21 protein-coding genes and 2 tRNA genes are annotated in these 21,489 nt (G+C 70.3%); 5 read left to right on the top strand and 18 right to left on the bottom strand.

All coding sequences use genetic code 11. The annotated features are described in order from the left end of the window. The first annotated feature begins 282 nt into the window (after positions 1 to 282). Entirely contained in the window at positions 283 to 1,593 is a 1,311-nt protein-coding gene (locus ACIBAF_RS03830; protein WP_399461490.1) for a cytochrome b/b6 domain-containing protein, read from the top strand. After that, the gene (locus ACIBAF_RS03835) at positions 1,590 to 3,200 is read left to right on the top strand and encodes an NADH-ubiquinone oxidoreductase-F iron-sulfur binding region domain-containing protein (protein WP_399461491.1); all 1,611 of its coding nucleotides are present in this window, start codon (positions 1,590 to 1,592) and stop codon (positions 3,198 to 3,200) included. The genes ACIBAF_RS03830 and ACIBAF_RS03835 overlap by 4 nt, the downstream gene beginning before the upstream one ends. 127 nt (positions 3,201 to 3,327) lie before the next feature. On the opposite strand, the gene ACIBAF_RS03840 is transcribed toward ACIBAF_RS03835, so the two are convergent. The 4 genes from ACIBAF_RS03840 to ACIBAF_RS03855 all read right to left on the bottom strand — a co-directional run bounded on the left by ACIBAF_RS03840 (position 3,328) and on the right by ACIBAF_RS03855 (position 5,417). Further along, positions 3,328 to 3,400, bottom strand: a tRNA-Ala gene (locus tag ACIBAF_RS03840). 148 nt (positions 3,401 to 3,548) lie between these two features. Beyond that, a complete protein-coding gene (locus tag ACIBAF_RS03845) occupies positions 3,549 to 3,782 on the bottom strand; it encodes a hypothetical protein (RefSeq protein ID WP_003976229.1) in 234 nt (77 codons plus the stop codon). Positions 3,783 to 3,785: 3 nt separating this feature from the next. Next, positions 3,786 to 3,959 carry a hypothetical protein gene (locus ACIBAF_RS03850; protein ID WP_107472648.1) on the bottom strand — a complete coding sequence of 58 codons (174 nt, stop codon included), beginning with the start codon at positions 3,957 to 3,959 and terminating at the stop codon, positions 3,786 to 3,788. Positions 3,960 to 4,028: 69 nt separating this feature from the next. Beyond that, entirely contained in the window at positions 4,029 to 5,417 is a 1,389-nt protein-coding gene (locus ACIBAF_RS03855) for an MFS transporter (protein ID WP_399461492.1), read from the bottom strand. A 208-nt stretch (positions 5,418 to 5,625) separates the two neighbouring features. Between ACIBAF_RS03855 and ACIBAF_RS03860 the strand changes: the two genes are divergently transcribed. Then, on the top strand, positions 5,626 to 6,537 hold the full coding sequence (locus tag ACIBAF_RS03860) for a helix-turn-helix transcriptional regulator (RefSeq protein WP_399461493.1): 912 nt from the start codon (positions 5,626 to 5,628) through the stop codon (positions 6,535 to 6,537). Between the two features lie 79 nt (positions 6,538 to 6,616). Here ACIBAF_RS03860 and ACIBAF_RS03865 read toward each other — a convergent pair. From ACIBAF_RS03865 to ACIBAF_RS03895, 7 genes are all read right to left on the bottom strand, one after another. Beyond that, positions 6,617 to 6,689 (bottom strand) — tRNA-Ala (locus ACIBAF_RS03865). Positions 6,690 to 6,782: 93 nt separating this feature from the next. Then, complete coding sequence (locus ACIBAF_RS03870) at positions 6,783 to 7,454, bottom strand: histidine phosphatase family protein (protein WP_399461494.1); 672 nt, start codon at positions 7,452 to 7,454, stop codon at positions 6,783 to 6,785. Next, positions 7,451 to 7,897 carry a ribosome silencing factor gene (rsfS, locus tag ACIBAF_RS03875; protein ID WP_319336687.1) on the bottom strand — a complete coding sequence of 149 codons (447 nt, stop codon included), beginning with the start codon at positions 7,895 to 7,897 and terminating at the stop codon, positions 7,451 to 7,453. Before rsfS ends, ACIBAF_RS03870 begins: the two co-directional genes overlap by 4 nt. A 77-nt stretch (positions 7,898 to 7,974) precedes the next feature. Next, complete coding sequence (locus tag ACIBAF_RS03880) at positions 7,975 to 9,780, bottom strand: LytR C-terminal domain-containing protein (protein WP_399461495.1); 1,806 nt, start codon at positions 9,778 to 9,780, stop codon at positions 7,975 to 7,977. A 16-nt stretch (positions 9,781 to 9,796) separates the two neighbouring features. Next, positions 9,797 to 10,423, bottom strand: a complete 627-nt coding sequence (gene nadD / locus ACIBAF_RS03885) for a nicotinate-nucleotide adenylyltransferase (RefSeq protein WP_079662324.1) — start codon at positions 10,421 to 10,423, stop codon at positions 9,797 to 9,799. A gap of 97 nt (positions 10,424 to 10,520) precedes the next feature. Next, positions 10,521 to 10,685 carry a hypothetical protein gene (locus tag ACIBAF_RS03890; RefSeq protein WP_399461496.1) on the bottom strand — a complete coding sequence of 55 codons (165 nt, stop codon included), beginning with the start codon at positions 10,683 to 10,685 and terminating at the stop codon, positions 10,521 to 10,523. Between the two features lie 109 nt (positions 10,686 to 10,794). Beyond that, complete coding sequence (locus tag ACIBAF_RS03895) at positions 10,795 to 10,947, bottom strand: hypothetical protein (protein ID WP_399461497.1); 153 nt, start codon at positions 10,945 to 10,947, stop codon at positions 10,795 to 10,797. Positions 10,948 to 11,084: 137 nt separating this feature from the next. On the opposite strand from ACIBAF_RS03895, the gene ACIBAF_RS03900 reads away from it, so the two are divergent. Further along, the gene (locus ACIBAF_RS03900; protein WP_399461612.1) at positions 11,085 to 12,209 is read left to right on the top strand and encodes a M48 family metallopeptidase; all 1,125 of its coding nucleotides are present in this window, start codon (positions 11,085 to 11,087) and stop codon (positions 12,207 to 12,209) included. Positions 12,210 to 12,269: 60 nt separating this feature from the next. Here the strand turns inward: ACIBAF_RS03900 and ACIBAF_RS03905 are convergent, their stop codons facing one another. The 5 genes from ACIBAF_RS03905 to proB all read right to left on the bottom strand — a co-directional run bounded on the left by ACIBAF_RS03905 (position 12,270) and on the right by proB (position 17,437). Next, positions 12,270 to 13,340 carry a hypothetical protein gene (locus ACIBAF_RS03905; protein WP_399461498.1) on the bottom strand — a complete coding sequence of 357 codons (1,071 nt, stop codon included), beginning with the start codon at positions 13,338 to 13,340 and terminating at the stop codon, positions 12,270 to 12,272. A gap of 123 nt (positions 13,341 to 13,463) precedes the next feature. Beyond that, positions 13,464 to 14,039 (bottom strand): hypothetical protein, encoded by a 576-nt coding sequence (locus ACIBAF_RS03910; RefSeq protein WP_399461499.1) that lies wholly within the window; start codon positions 14,037 to 14,039, stop codon positions 13,464 to 13,466. 102 nt (positions 14,040 to 14,141) lie between these two features. Continuing rightward, positions 14,142 to 15,428: a glutamate-5-semialdehyde dehydrogenase gene (locus ACIBAF_RS03915; protein ID WP_399461500.1), complete on the bottom strand. Its 1,287-nt coding sequence runs from the start codon at positions 15,426 to 15,428 to the stop codon at positions 14,142 to 14,144. 152 nt (positions 15,429 to 15,580) lie between these two features. Beyond that, positions 15,581 to 16,174, bottom strand: a complete 594-nt coding sequence (locus tag ACIBAF_RS03920) for a hypothetical protein (protein WP_399461501.1) — start codon at positions 16,172 to 16,174, stop codon at positions 15,581 to 15,583. 156 nt (positions 16,175 to 16,330) lie between these two features. Next, positions 16,331 to 17,437, bottom strand: coding sequence for a glutamate 5-kinase (gene proB / locus ACIBAF_RS03925; RefSeq protein WP_399461613.1), 1,107 nt, complete (start codon positions 17,435 to 17,437; stop codon positions 16,331 to 16,333). A gap of 127 nt (positions 17,438 to 17,564) precedes the next feature. Here proB and ACIBAF_RS03930 point away from each other — a divergent pair, with 127 nt between their 5' ends. Continuing rightward, the gene (locus ACIBAF_RS03930; RefSeq protein WP_399461502.1) at positions 17,565 to 17,783 is read left to right on the top strand and encodes a hypothetical protein; all 219 of its coding nucleotides are present in this window, start codon (positions 17,565 to 17,567) and stop codon (positions 17,781 to 17,783) included. A 31-nt stretch (positions 17,784 to 17,814) separates the two neighbouring features. On the opposite strand, the gene ACIBAF_RS03935 is transcribed toward ACIBAF_RS03930, so the two are convergent. Next, positions 17,815 to 19,044 (bottom strand): glycosyltransferase family 2 protein, encoded by a 1,230-nt coding sequence (locus ACIBAF_RS03935; protein WP_399461503.1) that lies wholly within the window; start codon positions 19,042 to 19,044, stop codon positions 17,815 to 17,817. Positions 19,045 to 19,229: 185 nt separating this feature from the next. Further along, positions 19,230 to 21,323 carry a hypothetical protein gene (locus ACIBAF_RS03940; protein ID WP_399461504.1) on the bottom strand — a complete coding sequence of 698 codons (2,094 nt, stop codon included), beginning with the start codon at positions 21,321 to 21,323 and terminating at the stop codon, positions 19,230 to 19,232. Between the last annotated feature and the right edge of the window lie 166 nt (positions 21,324 to 21,489).

Below are 21,489 nucleotides of genomic sequence, written 5' to 3' on the forward strand. Positions count from 1 at the left end.
AAGGCGTACAGCACGCATGGCGCTAGGGTACCGCAGGCCTTGAGCACGCCGCGACGCGCTTACGTATGCATGGTCGCGACAACGTTGCTGCTACCGGAAACGGCGGGTCGGGACTGAACCAAGGTCAAAGGTTACTTCGCGTAACAGCTACTAAGGGACATCACAACAGCCACATCGTCGTTTCATAACAACGCAATAACTCAAACCTCGTACCCATCGGTATGGAGCCACTTAGAGTTCGGCAGCGGGACCGCTTTCCCGAAACTGCGCGGAGTTGCCCCCATGAACCCTCGTCCTAGTAACAGCTCGCTCCCCAAGCCCGGCCGGTCGGCCTACGGGTTGGCGACGGCTGCCGTCCTGGTCCTCATACCCGTGATCGTCCTGGTGGGCGGCGACCAGCTGCAGGCATTCCTCAACTTCGGTGCGGGTGTCCTGTCGCTGGTCTGCCTTACCTGTTCGGTCATCTGGGGCCTCGTCGCCCAGGACCGGTTGATCCTCAACACCCGCCAGCGGATCATCGCCCAAGGCATCCATCGCGTGACCGCCGTCGGCTCGATCGCGTTCCTGCTGGTGCACATCACCATCAAGCTGGCACTGGAGCACACCGTCCTGATCGCCGCGCTGATCCCCTTCAGCCTCGGCATCAAGGGCAGCGCAGGACTCATCGGCCTCGGCTCCCTGGCGGCCCTGCTCATGATCTTCGTGGGCGTCACCGGCGCGCTGCGCAACCAGTTCGCCGCACCGGCCGAGGTCGCCGCTCGCTGGCGCGCGATGCACATGCTGGCCTACCCGGCCCTGTGCGCGGCCCTGATCCACGGCCTGTACGCCGGACGCGCGGCGAAGCCCTTCTTCATGGTGTCGTACGAGCTGTGCCTGGCCGGGGTCATGGCCGCCCTCGCCCTGCGCGCCGCCCCGCGCCCGTTCAAGCGCAAGGTCGCCGACCGGCTCACCGAACTGCTGGGGGGCTCCCAGGAGCGCTCCATGGACGGCCTCGACGCGTCACGCGCGCGCGTGACGGAGACCGGGTCGTCCGCACTGCCCGGCTACGAGGGCCGCTCGGGTCGCTCGCCGCTGACCGACACGATGGGCTCCACCCGGATGAACCCGCCGGCGTCGCCGATGTACGACAGGCCCGCCACCCCGGAGCCCGCCAACGGCTTCGCGGCCGCCTACCGCGCGGTCAACACGCCTCCGCGCGGTCAGCAGCAGCCCTTCCCGGCCGACCAGACGGCGCGCATGAACATGCCGTTCGACGTGCAGGCCACCGAGGCGATCCCGCGCGTCGACAACGGCGGCAGCACCTCGGGCAGCTGGCCGATCCCGTCCCCGCCGCCGGTCGGCGAGGCGCCCCCGTCGGCCTACGACCCGCTTCAGGACACGGGATTCAACATCCCGGTCTATGGCAATTCGGGCAACCCCGGGCCTCCCGGACGTGACATGTACGACACCGGTGAGACGAATCCCCCCTACGGCACGTACAACCAGAACGACACGTACAACAGCGGTCCCGCCAATGAACCATCGCCCGGGGCGTCGTTCGACGCACCGGGTTCGGGCGAACCTTGGAACACGCCTTCCGGAGGCTATAGGTGAACGAGGCCCTGCCCGACGTCCCAGAAGTCCGCGTGGTCGGTCTTCCGCAGCTCACGTCGGGCTTCGACCTTGTCGAGAGACTCGACCTGCCCATGCACCTGAAGGTGCATGGGCCGCTCGAACCCCTGGGCGGAGAGGCGCTCGCGAAGCTCTCCGAGAACATCAACCTGAAGGGCCGCGGCGGCGCGGGATTCCCCTTCCACAAGAAGCTGCGCTCGGTCGCCGAGGCGGCGATCAAGCGCGGCGTACGGCCGGTCGTCGTCGTCAACGGCAGTGAGGACGAACCGGCCTGCCGCAAGGACACGGTGCTCATCAACCGTGCCCCGCACCTCATCCTGGACGGCGCACTGCTGGTCGCGGAGGCGTTGGGCGCCCGCACGCTCGTGGTGGGGGTCACCCGCGAATCCACCCAGCGCTCCATGGAGGCGGCGCTCGCCGAACGCGGCCTCAGCAACGGCCGTAGATCGGCGCTGAAGGCGTTCGTCCAGCGCAACCCGATCCGCATGGTCACCGGCGCCGCCGCGTCGCTGATCCGCTCGATCGACGGCGGCCCGCCGATCCCGCCCGGCCGCAAGGTCAGCGCCTCGCAGAACGGCGTCGGCGGCGCGCCCACCCTGCTGTCCAACGCCGAGACGTTCGCCCAGCTGGCCATCGCCGCCCGCATCGGCCCGGAGCGCTACGGCAACACCGGCCTGTACGACGAGCCGGGCACCGTCATGCTGACGGTCTCCGGCGCGGTCGCCCGCCCGATGGTCATCGAGGTCCCCACGGGCGTGCCGCTGCGTTACGTCCTGCAGCTGGCCGGCGCCCCGCCGGTGCCCCAGGGCGTGCTGACCGGCGGTTACCACGGCAAGTGGATCGACGCGGCGACGGTCAACGAGGCGATCGTCTCCCGCAATTCCCTCGACGCGGTGGGCGGGGCGCTCGGCGCCGGCGCCATCCTGCCGATCAGCCAGGAGACCTGCCCGCTGGGCGAGTCGCTGCGTGTGGCGCAGTGGCTGGCCGACGAGAGCGCCGGTCAGTGCGGTCCCTGCTACCTCGGCCTGCCGGCCGCCGCGCGCGGCATGGAGGACATCCTCAACGGCGGCGGCCCGGCCGCCCTGGAGGCGCTCAAGCAGGTCGCCAAGAACGTCAAGCGGCGCGGTGCGTGCTCGCACCCGGACGGCTCCGCGATGTTCCTGGAGTCGACCATCAAGGCGTTCACCGACGACCTGGCCGCGCACGTCCTCGGCAATGGCTGCGGACGGCCCGTGGAGGGCGTTCTGCCGCTCTTCGAGGCGGGCATGGCCCCGGCGGGCATCACGAGCGGCAGCGCGCCGGAGGAGAGCGGCACCAGCCGTCAGAAGATCTTCGTCGACTGGACGCTGTGCCGCGGGCACGGCCTGTGCGCCGACATCCTCCCGGAGGTCTTCCAGCTCGGCGCCGACGGCTTCCCGACGGTGGCGCAGGCGAAGGTGCCGCAGTACGCGGAAGCCAAAGCTCTACGCGCGGTGCGCCGCTGCCCGGCACTGGCCCTGCGCATCGAGGAGGACACGCGCGCGCAGGCGCCCTCCCGCAACCTCCCGGTCCTCTCCCAGGGCCGCGGTCGCCGCGCCCTGGGCCGCTAACGCGTAACGACGACAGGGGCCGCCTGACTACAGGCGGCCCCCTCGCGTTTCTCCGGCCGGACCTGACGGAATGTCCGGAACGCAAAAAGATCCCGCCGGATCGAATCCGATCCAGCGGGATCTGCTGTGGAGCTAAGGAGAATTGAACTCCTGACCTCCTGCATGCCATGCAGGCGCTCTACCAACTGAGCTATAGCCCCTCGCGGTCATGCGGTGGAACCACATCTTGACCGTGTCGCCAGGTTTCCCCGGCGGCGACGCCAACTTTACCGGTCCGGCGGCGGACCACCAAATCGTTTCCACCCTGTCCGCTTTCACCCGAAATAAGAGGTGAGGCGGTGTGCGGGGTCAAGCGGTGACGAAGGAATAGAACCGCTTGAGCGTGCAGTGCTCCTCGAGAAGCCGGCCATAGATCGGCTCGCCCTCCAGCTCGCGGTACGTCTCGATCGGGTCGCCTTTTATGATCAGCGCCCGCGCGCATTCCTCGCACCAGTACTGGTAGTCGGGGTTGACCGGCTCCATGTCACGGACGATCGGAGTCCCGCTCCCGCACCAATCACACTTTCGCCTGTGTGCACCCATCGATCAGCTCCAGCTGTGGCCGCAGGCCGTGCACACGTAGGAAATCCCGCCGTTGTCACCGAGAACCTGGGCCACATGGGCGGAACCGCAGGAGGGGCAGCTGAGCCGGGTGGCCTTGTCCCGTGTCACCACCGCTTCGGAGAGGTGACCGACCTCTCCGAAGATGCTCGCAGGCATCGCTACTCCCTCCCGTCGGGCCGCGCCCCCTTCCGGCCGTTTGATTCTGCCACGGCCGGGCCAATACGGTCAGCGACGCCTCAGTACCAGTCCGGACACGGCACCGAGGACGGCTGTCGTAGCGAGCGCGAACATGCATGTGAGAAGCGCTTCCGAAGAGGTATACGCCTCCGGCGCCCCAAGTGACTCAAGCCGGTTGAAGAAGAGTGTGCCGAAGACCGCAACGCCGATCAGCTGCCCGAGCTGGGTGACGGTGGCGAGCAGCCCGCTGGCGTCCGCCGCGTCCTCGGGCCGCACCGCCGCCAACGCCCCGGTGAGCGACGGACTGAAGGCGAGGGCGAGCCCGCCGCCCACGCCGGCGTACGCCGCATACAGCCACGCGCCCCCGTGGTCGCCGCCCTTGAACGCCAGCCCCACGCCGGCCACGGACAGCGCGGTGAGCGTGAACCCGGCGGGGATCAGGGCTCGTTGCCAGGAGGCCGGCCACCTGCGCCAAGTCATTCCGACCACCCCGAAGACGACCGCGGTGGGCGCGAAGGTGAGGCCGGTGCGCAGTGCGCTGTACGCCAGGCCGCCCTGGACGTGCAGGGTCATCACGAACATAAAGCCGCCGTTGACCGCCATGACGGCCATGACCCGCAGGACGGCCAGCCCCATCCCGGGGTGACGCAGCACACGGGGCGCGATCAGCGGGGCGCCGCCACGCCGGGCGAGCCGAGCCTCGTAACGGCAGAACGCGACGAACACGAACGCGCCGACGGCCAGCGACGCCCAGGACCACACCGGCCAGTCCTCCTCCTGCCCGAGCACGAGCGGCACCGTGATCAGCGACACGGCAGCGCCCAGGAGCACAAGACCGGGCCAGTCCAGACCGCGCGCCCCTTTTCGCGCCCCTGCACCCGCCGTTTCTCGATCCGCTCCCCCGCCACGCGGCAGGACGCGCCTGCCGACGGCCAACAGGACGAGGCCCACCGGCACGTTCACGAGGAACACCGGACGCCAGCCGGTGCCCAGCAGGTCGGCGCTGACCAGAATCCCGCCCAGCACCTGCCCGGCGGCCGCGCCGACGGCGAGGACCGCCGCGTAGACGCCCAGCGCCCGCACCCGGGCCTCGCCGGTGAAGGTGCGCTGGATCAGGCTGAGCACCTGCGGAATCATCACCGCCGACCCGGCGCCCTGCACCAGCCGGAACACGATCAGCTCGGTGCTGCCCTGCGCCAGCCCGCAGGCGAGCGAGGCGGCCGTGAAGAGGGCGAGCCCGACGAGGTGGACGCGGCCGTGCCCGTACCGGTCGCCGAGCCGCGCGCCGGTGATCAGCAGCACGGAGTACGTGATGACGTAACCGGCGACGACGAGTTGGAGGTCGGCGCCGGAGGCGTTCAGGTCGGAACCGATCGTGGGGGCTGCGACGTTCACGATGAAGACGTCGAGCAGTGCCATGAACTGGGCTGCGAGCACGACCGCGAGCAGCCGCCGAGGCCGATTGTCAGTGCCAGGGTCTTTACTGGCAGCAGGACTTGAAGCGGGTGGCACGGTCGCGGGGACCGGCCCTGTTCCGGACGTCGTCGTCATGCCGTCGAGCGTGACGAGAATCCCGTACGGGTGCCGAGAGCCCGCTGATGCTGGTACTGACAGCACCTGGCAGGGAACGGGTGGGGGATCGACCATGGGGGACGTGACGATGGGGACGAAGACGAGGTCGGAGACGGGGAGGACGGCCGGGCCGGGGACGGCACATCGGCGCCGACCCGAGCTGGCGGCCTTTCTGCGCAGCAGGCGGGCCCGGGTGACACCGGGGGACGTCGGGATGCCGCCCGGGCTGCGGCGCCGCACACCGGGGCTGCGCCGCGAGGAGGTCGCCCAGCTCTCGGGCGTGGGCGTGACCTGGTACACATGGCTGGAACAAGGGCGGCCGATCAACGCCTCCGCGCAGGTCCTGGACGCCGTGGCGCGCACGCTGCGGCTCGACCCGCCGGAGCGCGAGCATCTGTACCACCTGGCGGAGGTGCCCTACGCGGCCACGCCGGAGGCGCCGGTGCACAGCGTGGGCCCGGAGATCCGGGGCATCATCGACGCCCTGGCACCCCGGCCGGCGGTGGTCTACAACGCGCGCTACGACATCCTCGCCGCCAACCCCGTCTACCGTGACCTGTTCATCACACCGGTGAAGGCCTGCGCCCCGGGGCCGGACAACGCCCTCTGGCGGCTGTTCACGGTCCGGGAGGAGGACTGCCCGCTGATGTTCCGGGACAAGGAGCTGCCGATCATGGTGGCGACCCTGCGGGCCGCGTACGGACTGCATGCCGGTGAGCCCGTCTGGGAGGACTTCATACGCAGGCTGTCGCAGGCCAGCCCGTTCTTCGCACGCCTGTGGGAGTCCGGTGACGTGGCGGAGCCCGGCCGCCGCGTGAAGGTCTTCCGGCACGCGGCGGTGGGCGAGCTGCGGATGACGTCCACATCGCTGTCGATCAACGGCATGCCGGAGTGCCGGATCGTGGTCTACACACCGGACGACGAGGAGACGGCCCGGCGCGCGGCCCTGTTGCGGAAGGAGGCAACAAAAAATCCCGCCCCCTGAGGGACGGGATCTTCGCGAACCGATCTCGACCGGTCTTTGACAACTCAACAGAGTGTCGATCAACCGACCAGCCGATCTGTGGAGCTAAGGAGAATTGAACTCCTGACCTCCTGCATGCCATGCAGGCGCTCTACCAACTGAGCTATAGCCCCTTCTGTCCTCCCCGCTCCGCGGGGCGAACAAGAAGAACTTTAGCCTGCGACCTGCCGGAAAGTGAAATCCGGGTCCCGGTCGCCCCACGGCGGTCAGTCGTCGTCGCCGAGCACGGGCTCGGGCAGGGTGCCGGCGTTGTGCTCGAGGAGACGCCAGCCCCGGGCGCCCTCACCGAGGACGGACCAGCAGCAGTTGGAGAGACCGCCGAGGCTCTCCCAGCTGTACGCCTCCAGGCCGAGGAGACGGCCGATGGTGGTGCGGATGGTGCCGCCGTGGCTGACGACGACGAGCGTGCCGTCCTCGGGCAGCTTCTCGGCGTGCCTCAGCACCACGGGGGCGGCGCGGTCGGCGACCTCGGTCTCCAGCTCGCCCCCGCCGCGGCGGACCGGCTCACCGCGCTTCCACGCGGTGTACTCCTCGCCGTGGCGAGTGATGATCTCGTCGTGCGTCAGCCCCTGCCAGACGCCCGCGTACGTCTCCCGCAGGGCCTCGTCGTGGGTCACCTCCAGGCCGGTGAGCGCGGCGAGCTCGGCGGCCGTGTCGGCGGCCCGCGACAGGTCCGAGGCGACGATGGCGTGGGGCTGGAGGGAGGCGAGCAGCCGCGCGGCCCGGCGGGCCTGGGCCACGCCGGTCTCGGTCAGCGCGACGTCCGTCGAGCCCTGGAAGCGGCGCTCCACGTTCCAGGAGGTCTGGCCGTGCCGCCAGAGGATGACCCGGCGGCCACGACCCGGCCCCCGGTCGGGGGCTCCGGCGGGGGCACTCACCGAAGCTCCCCGAATCCGGCGGCCTCGTCCTCCTCGGCCTGCAGCTTGGCGTGTTCCTGGGCCTTGCCGCGGGTCGCCTTGGCGTCGGCGGGCAGCTCCAGCTCGGGGCAGTCCTTCCACAGCCGCTCGAGGGCGTAGAAGACGCGCTCCTCGCTGTGCTGGACGTGCACGACGATGTCGACGTAGTCGAGCAGGATCCAGCGGGCGTCGCGGTCGCCCTCACGGCGTACCGGCTTGGCGCCGAGCTCCTTCTGCAAGCGCTCCTCGATCTCGTCGACGATCGACTTGACCTGGCGGTCGTTGGGAGCGGAGGCCAGCAGGAAGGCGTCCGTGATCGACAGCACGTCGCTGACGTCGTAGGCGATGATGTCGTGCGCGAGCTTGTCGGCGGCCGCCTGTGCGGCGGCGGTGATGAGCTCGATGGAGCGGTCGGTGGCGGTCACTACGTGGCTTTCCGTCGGCGGACACTTGTCCTCAAGGGTCTCACGGACCGCCGACGGCACCCCACGTGATTAAGGGATCACCCGGACGCCGAGGGCTTGTAGTCCTCGCCCAGGACGACCGCCACGTCCGCGTTCCCGGGGACCGTGCCCTTCTTCACGGCGCCGTCGTCCAGGCCCAGGGTCTTGGCGACCTCGGTGGCGTTCTCCTTGTCGGCGGCGTCCGCGTAGAGCACCTGGGAGGTCGCCTTCGTGCCCGACGGGGCGCCGGCCTCCAGGAAGGTGAAGCCGCCGTTGAGGAGCACCACGCGCGCGTCCTCGGTGTTGGCCTTGGCGCCGCTGGCGTTCTGGACGGAGACGCTGACGGCCGCGTCCTTGTCGGGGCTCTTCGCGGTGCCGCCGAGGACGTTCTTGACGACGCTCGCGCTCGCGTCGGCGCTGAGTGTGCCGTCGGTCTGGACGGGCAGCAGGGCGGTCTTGTAGTCGCCGCCCTTGGCGAGGTCGGCGAGCTTGGCGAGGAAGGCGCCGAGATCCTTGTCGGTCAGCGAGGGGTCGAGGATCTGCGCCAGGGTCTGGACGGTGACGGTGGCGCCCTGCGCGTCGGAGGACACCTTGCGCAGCACGCCCTGCATGACCTGGCCGAACCGCTCCAGCTGGGCCTTCTGGGCCTCGCCGGTGGCGCGGTAGGTGGCGTAGGCGACGGCCATCTTGCCGCTGAGGGTCTGGTCCTCGCCCTTGTTGACGAGTGGGGCCTCGCCCTTCTTGGCGCCCGGGGCGGGCACGGCCGTGTCGGTGTCGACCTCGATGTTGCCGACGAGGTCGACGAGGTTCTGCAGGTAGGGGGTGTCGAGGCGCCAGGTCCCCTGGATCTGGGTGCCGAGGACGGTGTCCAGGGCGTCGCGCGTGCCGGCCGAGCCGTCGTCGTCGACGGACTTGGCGAGGGTCGTCGTGGTGCCGTCCTCGTCCGTGAGGACGAGGGAGTTGGGCAGCAGGACCGTGGTGGCCTGCTTGGTGGTGGTGTTGTCGACGAGCAGTGCCGTGGAGGTGCCGCCCCCGGCGGTGTTGTGCAGGTGGACGACGACCACGTCGCGTTTCTGGGCGGCGGTGGCGGTCGAGGTGCCGGTGTCGGAGTCCGAGGACGACGACAGGCCGGGCAGCTTCCCGGCGTACCAGAGGTAGCCCACCCCGCCGGCCGCGAACACCGCCAGGACCACGACGAGGGCGACCAGGCGGCCGCGGGCGCGGCGCTTGGCCTCCTCGCGGCGCTCGGTGCGGTTCTCGGTGAAGTTCAGCCAGTCGATGACGTCCTCGGAGTCACCGTCCGGTTCCTCCACGAAGGCGAACTGCTCGGTGTGGTACTCCCGTTGGGCCGCCGCATGGTCAGACTCGGCTTCGTTCGCGTTGCCAACGCCGTTCCCGTTGCCGTTCCCGGTCTCGGTCCTGGTCTCGTTCCCCACCGGGCCGGCCTGTTGCGGGATGTAGGCGGTCTGCTCGGCGGCGCGGGGCTGTTGGACCCTGGGCTGCTGTCCACTGGTGGCGTTCTGCCCGTAGGGGTCGTACGGGGCCTGGGTCGCGGTGCCGTAGGGGTCGTAGCCGACGGGCGCCTGCCGACCGGTGTCGTAGGCGGGGGTGGGCGGCTGCTGACCGGTGTCGTACGGGTCGTAGGCGGGCGTCTGCTGCCCGCCCGTGGCGTACGGGTCGTAGCCATAGCCCTGGTGCTGACCCTGGTTCTGGTGCGGCTCGCTGCCCTGCTGCCCGTACGGGTCGTAGGCCTGCTGCGGCACCTGCTGGGGCGGGACCTGCCGGTAGACGGGCTGCCCGTACTCGTCATAGCCGACGAGTTCGTACGGGTCGCCGCCGTACCCCGCGTCGTATCGGTCGTTCACCGGTACCCCTCTCGGCTCACTCGCCGCGGTACAGCTCGCGCTTGTCGATGTAGCGCACAACACCGTCCGGCACCAGGTACCAGACGGGGTCGCCCTTGGCGACTCTCGCACGGCAGTCGGTGGAGGAGATGGCGAGCGCGGGGACCTCGACGAGCGAGACGCCGCCCTCCGGGAGACCGGGGTCGGACAGGACATGGCCCGGCCGGGTGACCCCGATGAAGTGCGCGAGGGAGAACAGCTCCTCGCTGTCCCGCCAGGTCAGGATCTGACCGAGGGCGTCGGCGCCGGTGATGAAGAAGAGGTCGGTGTCGGGGTTGAGGGCCCGCAGGTCGCGCAGGGTGTCCACGGTGTAGGTGGGGCCACCGCGGTCGATGTCGATGCGGCTGACCGAGAACTGCGGGTTCTCGGCGGTCGCGATGACCGTCATCAGGTAACGGTCCTCGGCCGGGGAGACACTGCGGTGGGTCTTCTGCCACGGCTGGCCGGTCGGGACGAACACGACCTCGTCCAGGTGGAACTGCGCGGCGACCTCACTGGCCGCCACGAGGTGTCCGTGGTGGATCGGATCGAACGTCCCGCCCATGACGCCGAGGCGGCGCTTGCCCGGGTTCGACGGGCCGGTAGGCATGTCCTGCTCTCCCATGCGTGCAGACCCTACCGGCCCGGTCCCGGCGCCCCGGCCGGCGGATGCCCGGAGCGCCCCGCTATGTCTGACTGCCCGTCTGTGAACACGTGGTGTCTCAGCGGTCGCGGTTGAAGCGGGTGGTGATCCACAGCAGGAGCAGCAGGATGAGGAAAGCGCTGCCGCCGGTGATGTACGGGCTGAGGCTCTCGTGGTTGCCGCCGTGCTCCTCGCCCTCGGCGGCGAGGGTGACCAACTGGGCAGCGGCGCTGTGAAGGCTCATCTTCGGCAGGACCTATCCGGTGAGGGTGGGATAAAGATGTCGGCCCATCGTAAGCGGGCGACTCGGCGGCGATCACGCCGACTCCGCCATTGGGAACCTTCCCGACGGCTCAGTCGTCCTTCCGCTTGTAGCCCCGCAGCAGGAACCACGCGGTGAGCACACAGCCCAGGATCATCACGACCAGTACGACGCGGAGCAGATTCCCCGCCCCCTGCTGGGCGGCGGCTTCGGTGAGCCAGGCGGCTGCGGGTTGGTGCTCCATGACGTGGGACTCCTTCGGTGTAGTGCCCGTCCAAGGTAACTCCGCCTAGGCTGGGCCCTGCTTCGGGGGCGCAAAGGGCCGCACAAGGGTCCGTAAAGGGTCAGGTACAGGCCACACAGACGCACATGGGGGAAGACATGTCCGACGACGGCCACGACAACGACGGCACGGGCCACGAGAACGTGCCGAGCAGGCAGCGCAGGCGCTTCCCCGGAATCTCCTCGCGTGCGTACGAGCACCCGGCCGACCGCTCCGCGCTGGTGGCGCTGCGCAAGCTGAGCGGCTTCGACACGGTGTTCAAGGCGCTCAGCGGGCTGCTGCCCGAGCGAAGCCTCAGGCTGCTGTTCCTGTCCGACTCCGTGCGGGTCTCCGACCAGCAGTTCACGCACCTCAACGACATACTGCGGGACGCCTGTTACATCCTGGACCTGGAGAAGGTCCCGCCGATGTACGTCAACCAGGACCCACAGCCCAACGCGATGTGCATCGGTCTGGACGAGCCGATCATCGTGGTCACCACCGGGCTCGTCGAACTGCTCGACGAGGAGGAGATGCGGGCGGTCATCGGCCACGAGGTGGGGCACGCCCTGTCGGGGCACGCCGTGTACCGGACGATCCTGCTGTTCCTCACTAACCTGGCGATCCGAATCGCCTGGATCCCGCTGGGCAACCTCGCGATCATGGCGATCGTGACGGCGCTGCGCGAGTGGTTCCGCAAGTCGGAGCTGTCCGCGGACCGCGCGGGTCTCCTCGTCGGCCAGGATCTGAAGGCCTCGATGCGCGGTCTGATGAAGATCGCCGGCGGCAACCACCTGCACGAGATGAACGTGGACGCGTTCCTGCAGCAGGCCGAGGAGTACGAGGCGGGCGGCGACCTGCGCGACTCCGTGCTGAAGATCCTCAATGTGCTTCCCCGCACCCACCCCTTCACCACCGTGCGTGCGGCCGAGCTGAAGAAGTGGGCCGAGTCCCGCGACCACCAGCGGATCATGGACGGCCACTACACGCGCCGCAGCGAGGACAAGGACACCTCCGTCACGGACTCCTTCCGCGAGTCCGCCTCCCACTACGCGACCAGCGTCAAGAGCTCCAAGGACCCGCTGATGAAGCTGGTCAGCGACCTCGCGGGCGGGGCGGGCGACCTGGGCGGCCGGGTGCGGCGCGGCTTCGGCGGATTCACGGGCCCGACGCCGTCGGACGACCAGTCGCCGCGCAACGGCTCGGACGGCCCGACGGACACCCCTCCTCGCGACGAGAACTGACCGCCCTCGCTACGAGGCTACGAAGCTACGAGAACCTGCGGCCCTCGCGACGGGTACCGCTCACGCCTTCGGCTGAGCGCTCGGCGCCAGGGCGCCGCACAGAGGCGTCGCGCCACCGGTTGCGTAGGGGTCCGTGCCGGCCGGGCCGCCCGCCTTCGCGGTCTGGCCGGCCAGCAGGGGGCGCAGGTGGTTGGTGGAGTCCTCGGCGCAGGACAGGGGGCCGGCCTGGACGTAGGACACGATCAGCTGGACCTGGTGGGTGCGCAGGTCCTCGCGGTCGAAACGGAAGTGCAGCTCGCGGCGGACGGTGAAGAGGGAGGCCGGAGCCGTGGCGGCGGCGCCGGTGGGCCGGAGCGCGTATACGAAGGTGTGGTCGGCGGTGACCTCGAGGGTCGTGGAGTCGGTCTCGGCGGCCTGCAGCGTGCCCTGGACGCGGATGCTGGTGTCGGCCAGCTGGGCCTGGGAGGGGTCGAAGCGGACCAGCCAGCCGGTCGGCGCGTGCCTGCCGTCGGCGTCCGGGTGGCTGAAGCTCTCGTCGAACTGGTCGAGCTGGTCGGCGTCGATCAGGGCGCGCACGGGCCGCACCTGCTGCCCGGTGAGCACCTCCGGGAAGAGGGAGGAGTGCACGATGTAGTCCTTGGCCGTGGTCAGGGCGGTGACGACCTGGCCGTCGGAGAAGTGCTCGGTGCGCCGCGAGGCGGGCAGCGGAATGCCCTCGGCGCCGATGCGGAACTGCGCGGCGGGACTGCGCGCGAACAGGGACTCGGGGTCGGCCGCCCCGGGCACGACGCCCTGCGGGGAGAGCGGGATGACGGTCATCCGCAGGGGCTCGACGGGCCCGCGCGCCATCGCGCTCTGGTAGGGGCTGCGTAGACCCATGTATACGGCGGTGCCGAAGGCGATGGCGATCAGCAGCACCAGCATCAGCGCCTGCCGGGACAGACCCCGCCGCAGGGGCGGGCGGCGGCGGACGGCGGGCGCGTGGTCGGCCATGCGCTCGTGCGCGGAGTACTCCTGGAGGCGGGCAGCACGGACGAACGATTCGTCGAAGACGACGGATCGGTATTCGTCCTCTCCACCTCCCGGAGTGCCCTCGGGTGTCCCCTCCGGTGGGTCTCCAAGCCCGGCCATACTTTCAGAGTAGGTCGCACGGACCCCAGGTAAACGCCCCGCTGTACGACAAGTTCTGACAGGTTCTCACCAGCTTCGGCCCCGCACGCAGGCCCCTCGCACGGCCCTGCGTCGCACATGTGTTCAGGGCGTGCGCGGGACCGCGGAGACGGGTGGCTGGGAGTAGCTGGCGGAGGCCGACGGAGGCGGCACGCTCCCCTGCTCCAGGCCGGTCGTGGCGGGCGGCGGCACCGGGTCGCGGCTGCCCGAGGACGCGCCCCGGTAGACCGCGGCGAAGGCCAGCGCGACCATGCCGACGCCCATGACAACGGCGAGCATCCAGGCCACGGGGCGATGCCAGCGGACCTGCCTGCCGTAGGTCCCTGGGGCGCCGTAGCGGCCTTCGAGGAGGTCGGCGTCGTCCAGGTCGTCGAGATCCGGATCATGGCCGAAAACGCCGGGTCCGTCGGGGCCGTAGGCGTCGTCGTAGCGGTCGCCTCGGGCGCGGGCCCTGCGGGCCTCGGCCTCAGAGGCCTCGGCTCTCGCCTCCGCGGCGGCCAGGAGGCGTTCGACGGCGGTCGGCTCGTGCACCACAGCCGCCTGTACGAAGGCCTCGTCGAAGACCACGGAAGCGAACTCTTCGTCCGACACTCCGCGGTCGTGGTCGTCGTCGGGCTCCCAGCCGTCAGGGAACGGCATACCCCCCACGTCCTCCGGCACGGATCCAGAGTAGACCTGGGGGGTCAATTTGGGCAGACGGTATGGAAATTCATCCGCCGGATGAGACGCCTGTCACGGCGCCCGTCCGGCCCGGCGAACGCCTCAGCGCCGTACGTGCCCGTCCCCCGTGACGATGTACTTGGTGCTGGTCAGCTCCGGCAGGCCCATCGGGCCGCGGGCGTGCAGCTTCTGGGTGGAGATGCCGATCTCCGCGCCGAAGCCGAACTGGCCGCCGTCGGTGAAGCGGGTCGAGGCGTTCACGGCCACCGTGGTGGAGTCGACCAGCTGGGTGAACCGGCGGGCCGCCTGCTGCGACGTGGTGACGATGGCCTCGGTGTGGCCGGAGGTCCACAGCCGGATGTGCTCGACGGCCCGGTCGAGGGAGTCGACGACGGCGGCGGCGATGTCGTAGGAGAGGTACTCGGTCTCCCAGTCCTCGGGCGTGGCCTCGACCACGGTCGCCTTGGAGTCCTTGGCGTAGGCCAGCACACGCTCGTCGGCGTGCACGGTCACACCCGCCTCCGCGAGGGCGTCGAGGGCGCGAGGCAGGAACACGGGGGCGATGTCCTGGTGGACCAGGAGGGTCTCGGCGGCGTTGCACACGCTCGGCCGCTGCGCCTTGGAGTTGATCAGGATGTCGATGGCCATGTCGAGGTCGGCGTGGGCGTCGACGTAGACGTGGCAGTTGCCGGTGCCGGTCTCGATGACCGGGACGGCGGACTCCGTGACGACGGTCTGGATGAGCGAGGCGCCCCCGCGCGGGATGAGGACGTCGACCAGACCGCGGGAGCGCATCAGCTCGCGCACGCTGTCGCGGCCCTCGCCGGGCACCAGCTGGACGGCGTCGGCGGGCAGCCCGGCGCCGCCGACGGCGTCGCGGATCACCCGGACGAGGGCGGTGTTCGATTCGTAGGCGGAGGACGAGCCGCGCAGCAGGACCGCGTTGCCGGACTTCAGGCAGAGGGCGGCGGCGTCCACGGTGACGTTCGGGCGGGCTTCGTAAATGATGCCGACGACGCCGAGCGGGACCCGGACCTGGCGCAGGTCGATGCCGTTGGGGAGGGTGGAGCCGCGGACGACCTCACCGACCGGGTCGGGCAGCGCCACGACGTCCCGCACGTCGGCGGCGATGGCCCGCACCCGCTCCGGGGTGAGGGTCAGCCGGTCGACGATCGACTCGCTGGTACCGGCCTCGCGGGCCTTGGCGATGTCCTTGGCGTTGGCCTCGACGATCTCGCTCGTGCGGACCTCCAGCGCGTCCGCGATGGCGAGCAGCGCATCGTCCTTGGCGGCCCGGGGCAGCGGCGCGAGGTCGGCGGCGGCCGCCTTGGCGCGATAGGCGGCGCGGGTGACCGGGGACATGGAGTCGTACGGCGAAAGCGTGGTCATACCGGAAGGGTAGTGCGCCACACGGACCCGTCCACCCTTTGTTCCACCCCGCGAGACACCCCCGAGACGGACCCGGGGCGCCCCGAAGCGGGCCCGGGCGCCCCTGAGGCGTCCTCCGGGCGCGCCGCCCCGCGACACGTTCACCAAAAGTGTCAATAGGGGTGAACCCCGACAGGGGTCGCCGGCGCCGGGCCGTAGCCCTCCGCGATGCGCTGGTGGTAGGTCTGGCGGTCGATGACCTCCAGGCCGACGATCTCCCAGGGCGGCAGCCCCGCCGTCTGGCGGTGCTCGCCCCACAGGCGCAGGGCGACGGCGGCTGCGTCGTGCAGGTCGCGGGCCTCCTCCCAGTACCGGATCTCGGCGTGATCGCCCGCGTATCTGCTGGTCAGGAGGAAGGGGTGGTCGTGGGCGAGCTGTTCGAGCGCGCGCCGGACCTCCTTCACCGGGGCCTCCTCGCCGGAGACGCTGAGGGTGACGTGCCACAGGCGGGGGAGGTCCACGGGCTGCTCGCCCTTCGTGTCGGCGGCCTCCTGGGCCCGGTACCGCTCACCGGCCGCCACGCTGGTCAGGGCGCGCTCCTCGCCGGGCGCCCGCGACGCCGAACCCGCCGGGCGTGACGCCGCCGGCCCGGCGGTACGCGAAGAGGCCGAGGACGCCGAGGACGCCGACGCTGCCGACGACGACTTCGAACCGGTCCCGCCGGTACTCCCACGGGCCGCTGCCACCCCAGGGCGCACTCGTCTCACGACGGCCTCCTTTACGCAGCGCTCGTGCGGAATGCGTCCCGCGGCAGCCCGCCGGAGTCCCGCAGCCAGTCCCTGAGACAAAGTTGAGCAGGCCGCACGGCTCCGTGGGGCGGTTTCACGGAACGTCCCCCACCGGTACGGACCGTTCGAGCGGGTTTACGGGTGCAGGATCACCAGGTCGTCCCGGTGGACGACCTCGCGTTCGTACTCCGCGCCGAGCTCCCGCGCCAGGTCCCGGGTCGATCGGCCGATCAGTCGGGGGATTTCCTTGGCGTCGAAGTTGACGAGGCCGCGGGCCACCGCGCGCCCGCGGGCATCGCGCAGTTCGACGGGGTCGCCCGCGCTGAACTCGCCCTCGACGGAGGCGATCCCGGCCGGCAGCAGCGAGGTGCGCCGCTCGACGACCGCCCGCACGGCCCCGTCGTCCAGGGTCAGCGACCCCTGCGGGGTGGACGCGTGCTGGAGCCACAGCAGCCGGTCGGCGGAGCGTTTGCCGGTGGGGTGGAAGTAGGTGCCGGTGTCGCCGCCGGTGAAGGCGTCGGCCGCGTGGACGGCGCTGGTGAGGACCACGGGGATGCCGGCGGCGGCCGCGATCCGGGCGGCCTCGACCTTGGTGACCATGCCGCCGGTGCCGACGCCCGCCTTGCCGGCGCTGCCGATGTCGACGTGCGCGAGATCCGTGGGGCCGTGCACGTCGGCGATCCGCGAGGTGCCGGGCTTGCTGGGGTCGCCGTCGTAGACGCCGTCGACGTCGGACAGCAGAACCAGCAGGTCGGCGTGGACGAGGTGGGCGACGAGAGCGGCGAGCCGGTCGTTGTCACCGAAGCGGATCTCGTCGGTGGCGACGGTGTCGTTCTCGTTCACGATCGGGAACGCACCCATCGCGAGCAGCTTGTCCAGGGTGCGGGAGGCGTTGCGGTGGTGGGCGCGCCGGCTCATGTCGTCGCTGGTCAACAGCACCTGGCCGACGCGGACGCCGTAGCGGGCGAAGGAGGCGGTGTAGCGGGCCACCAGCAGGCCCTGTCCGACGCTCGCGGCTGCCTGCTGGCGGGCGAGGTCCTTGGGGCGGCGGCGCAGGCCCAGGGGGGCGAGGCCGGCGGCGATGGCGCCCGAGGAGACGAGGACGATCTCCTTCTCTCCCCCGCTGCGGCTCTTGGCGAGGACGTCGACGAGCGCGTCGACCCGGTCGGCGTCGAGGCCGCCGGAGGCGGTGGTCAGCGACGACGAGCCGACCTTGACGACGATCCTGCGGGCCTCGCCCACGGCCTGCCTTGCCCCTGCCACCTTGTTCTTCGCCCCTCACGTAGGTCGACGCCTGCCCGCCAGGCAATCTACGCGAACGGGGGCGCACGCCGCGCGCGGGTTTCACTGCGCGGACAGCGGCGGAGCGGTGACGGCTCGCAAACTGATCTTCAGTGACGCCGCGCACAAGATCCTCACCCTGCCGGACACCGAAGTCTTCTCGAACGGCGTGCAGACGCTGCGGCGGCTGACCACGCTCATCGGCAGGCTGAAGATCGCGGTCGTGGAGATGGGCGTCGGCGCCCAGACCGGCGTGACCTACGACCCGGCGCGGCTGAAGCCCAGGGAGCCCACCGTGCGCGCCTAGACCGCCGGGTCCGGCCGACGGTGAGCCTCCCTCACACCGCCGCGGTGCCCCCCGGTCTGACCGTGCGCCGGCGGAGTCTGCTGAGCCTTCTGCGGACCTTGCGGGTGAAGCCTCGCAGGAAGGCTTCGGTGGGGTCCTTGCGCCAGCCGGGGTAGGCCTTGGCCTCGCGGGGTTCGGCGAGGTAGACGCGGTCGGGGAGGCCGGCCTCGGCGGAGCCGTAGTGCGGGTAGGCCAGGTAGAGCTGGGTGTTGCGCTTCTTCAGGACGGGGGTCGGCTCGGTCTTGGCCTGGATGAACTCGAGGACGTCCACGAGGAGGTCGGAGCGCTGCCGGGCGACCAGCTCCAGGCGCAGCCGCTCATGGACGTTGAGGCGTTGGGCCACGCCCTCGTTCCAGTAGGCGTCCATCAGCGGCTTGGCCAGCTCCAGCTTGGTGCGCCGGATCTCCTCGTCGTTCCTGAGGAAGATGGGCCCGAACTGCGGCAGCACGGTGACCAGGAACGGGCGGACCATGAGCACGTCACGCTTGGCGCCGGGCGGGACCAGGCGCTCCAGCAGGCCCATCAGGGCGCGCGCGGAGTCGAAGCGCAGCGTGTAGCTCCCGGTCTTCGTCACCTGCTTGCCGTCGGTGCGGCCCACCAGGTAGTAGCAGGTGTAGTCGGCGACCACGGAGATGCCGTCGGCCCGCAGATAGGCCTCCATGGTGAACAGTGCGTCCTCGCCCGTCCACAGGGACTCGTCGAAGCGCATGTCGTGCCGGGTCAGCAGCTCGCGGCGGAACAGCTTCTGCGCGCTCAACGTGAACTTGATGTTGGAGGAGAACACATCCGTACGCCCGACGTTCTTGCCGAACATCGACTTGGCCGCGTTGCGGTTGACACCCTGGATCTTGCCGAGGACGACGTCCGTGCCGTTGGCGTCGGCCATGGCGACCATGCGCTCCAGGGCTTCGGCGCCGAGCCGGTCGTCGGCGTCGAGGAAGAACACGTAGCGACCGGTGGCCTTGCCGAGGCCGACGTTGCGGGGGCCGCTGGGGCCGCCGGAGTTCTCCTGCCGGATCACCGTGACGGGCATGGGGGCGCGGGCGGCGAACTCCTCCAGGTACTCCCCGGTGCCGTCCCGGGAGCCGTCGTCCACGGCTATGACCTCGATGCGGGCCGGGTCCAGCGTCTGTGCCTCGACCGATGCCAGGCATTCGACCAGGTACGGCATCGCTTCGTACGCCCCGATGACCACGGTGACGTCAGGCTGCGCAACGGTCACTGTTCCCTCTCACCACGCAACTGTCCCCCAATGAATGCTCTGGACATCCGATAGACGACGGATGAACACAGAGGGTTGCCTCGGTTTCTCCACGTGTTCCGTATCACAGGATGCACGAAAGGCCGGGCCCCCGGAGATTATCTCTCCGAGGGGCCCGGCCTCAGCACACGTCCGTCAGGCGGGCGTCAGACAGCCGTCACGCCCTTGGGCAGCTCCGCCTCGTCGTCCGGCGGGCCGTCCAGCGGGTCCATCGTCACGGCGCCGTGGGACTCCTGGCCGACGTTGCGCGCCTCGGCCTTCAGAGCGAGATCGGTGAGCGCGGTGTCGAACCGTTCGAGGGACGTGGGCTGGTCGGGCCCGAGCAGGTACTCCTTGAGTTCCTTGCGGTCCTTGGCCAGCGGATCGGCGCCCGGGTCGCGCACCGCGTCCAGCAGCTGGTCCAGCTCGACGGCGCTGTTGCTGAGGAGCACCGCCGCGCGCACCGCGGTGTTCTGCCGCCTGAACTCCTCCGCGCCCAGCTCCGCGGAGTCCGTCACCGCATACGGCTTGCCGCTCGCGATGAAGTCGGAGACCACGCTGGAGATGTCGGAGACCATCGCCTCGGAGGCGTTGAAGCAGTCGTACAGCCGGGGTCCCGCGCCGGTGATCACCCGGTGCTCGAAGGAGGGGAAGGAGCGCCAGTAGGTCTCGTTCCACTCGGCGCGCAGCCGGGCGGCCTCCTCGTGCTTACGGACGTCGACGATGCCGTCGCGGCTCGTCACCGCCTCGTCGGCGCGCTCGTCGAAGGCCAGCGAGAGGCCGTCCAGGCGGGCCTTGAGGCGGGTCAGCTCGGCCTTGGCCTTCGCCTGGGCCGCCGGGTCCGCGGTGAAGCGGGGGTCGGCCGCGCGCTGGGCGGCGGCCTTCTTGATCAGGGCGGTGATCCGCCGGTGGGCGGTCGCCGCCTTGGCGCTGCGGTTGCCGGTGAAGGGGTGGTGCTTGTACAGGACGCGGACCGGAGGCTCGGCCGCGAGCAGCCTCGTGACGATGTTCTCGCCGGCCAGGATGAGCGAGGTGTTGCCCGGGTTGTCGTCCCAGCCCTCCCAGGTGGGCGCGTAGAGAACCGTGGGGATCCTGTCCTGCGGAGGGCCGTCCTGCGCGGCCGCGATCGGCGCCAGCTGCGGGCGGCCGACCTCGACGACGTCCTCGTCGCGGATGCCGACATCGGCGATGGCGTACCGGTCGCGGCCGGCGCGGCCGGCGACCCACACCTCGTCGTAGGCCTTGGTGAACGGGTTGACGCTGGCGGCCTTGTCGCTGTCGCCGTGGCCGATGAAGACGTGCTTCATGGTCGGCACACGCAGCAGGTGGATGTTCTTGCCGACGTTCGCGCAGTACAGCGCGACCCGCACCATGGACAGGTCCAGGTTCATCAGGTGGATCCCGCCGGGCACGCAGATGACCGGGACGGAGGTGGGCGCCATCTTCTCCAGGACGGTGCGCTCACGCAGGAGGATCAGCGGCCGGGCCTCCATCTGCTCCATGGTCTCCAACCACATGTTGACCTGGTAGGCGGAGTCGTCGGAGCCGGAGAAGTACAGCACCGTCTCCGGCCGGTACTCGCGCAGCCAGGCGCTGACCGCGGCCAGGACCTTGGGGGCCCTGGGCGGGAGCCGACGCCCGCGCAGGTGCGGCACCAGCGCGAGGACGTACAGCGCGCCCAGGCCGAGCGTGACGGCGATGCCGACGTAGCCCGGGCGCACCGAGTCGGTGAGCGCGCACACGAGCAGGCCCACGACGGCCGCGAGGTCGAGGTGGAGCATCTTCACGGTGGCGCCGCGCAGCAGGAGGCGCGGTGGGGCGTCCGGTATGCGCAGCCGGGAGGCCATGTCGACGTTCCTGGTCACGACCGGCATCTGACGGCGCTTACCGATCAGGGTGGCCAGCGCGCCGTGCGGGGCCTGAAGACCGAAGAACACCGTGAAGCACGCGATCGCCGCGTAGAAGACCGGCTCCTGGGAGAGGTCGAGTCTCGCCAGCAGCAGGATCAGCAGCAGCTCGCGGACCAGGAACCGGGTGGACAGACCGGCCCGCACCTTGGACAGCAGGCCGATGAGGCGACTGCCCTTGCGGTGGAGGTAGAGGTCCGCCAGGTACGTCACGGCGGCCGCGGCGGCGAAGGCGGGGGCGCTCGGGACGAGCGCGGCCGCCATGAGGCCGGGGTAGCCCAGCATCATGAGGACCGCCGCGGCCAGTTCGGCCGCGGAGCCCACCCGGGCTACGCGAATAGCGGTGGATATCACGGGGAAACCTGCTCTGGGAGGGGGCCGGTCATAGGTGCCTAAAAAGTCCGGAAAATCCTTTGTGAAGGTTTCGGAGGTTTTTCGGATGTTTCGAACGCTTTACGGGTTCAGGCCTCTGTGAATTCTCCGTAAACAGGGAGCCACAGAGGCCTGAAATTCACTGGCT

Source organism: Streptomyces sp. NPDC051677 (assembly GCF_044453465.1).
GTDB lineage: Bacteria > Actinomycetota > Actinomycetes > Streptomycetales > Streptomycetaceae > Streptomyces.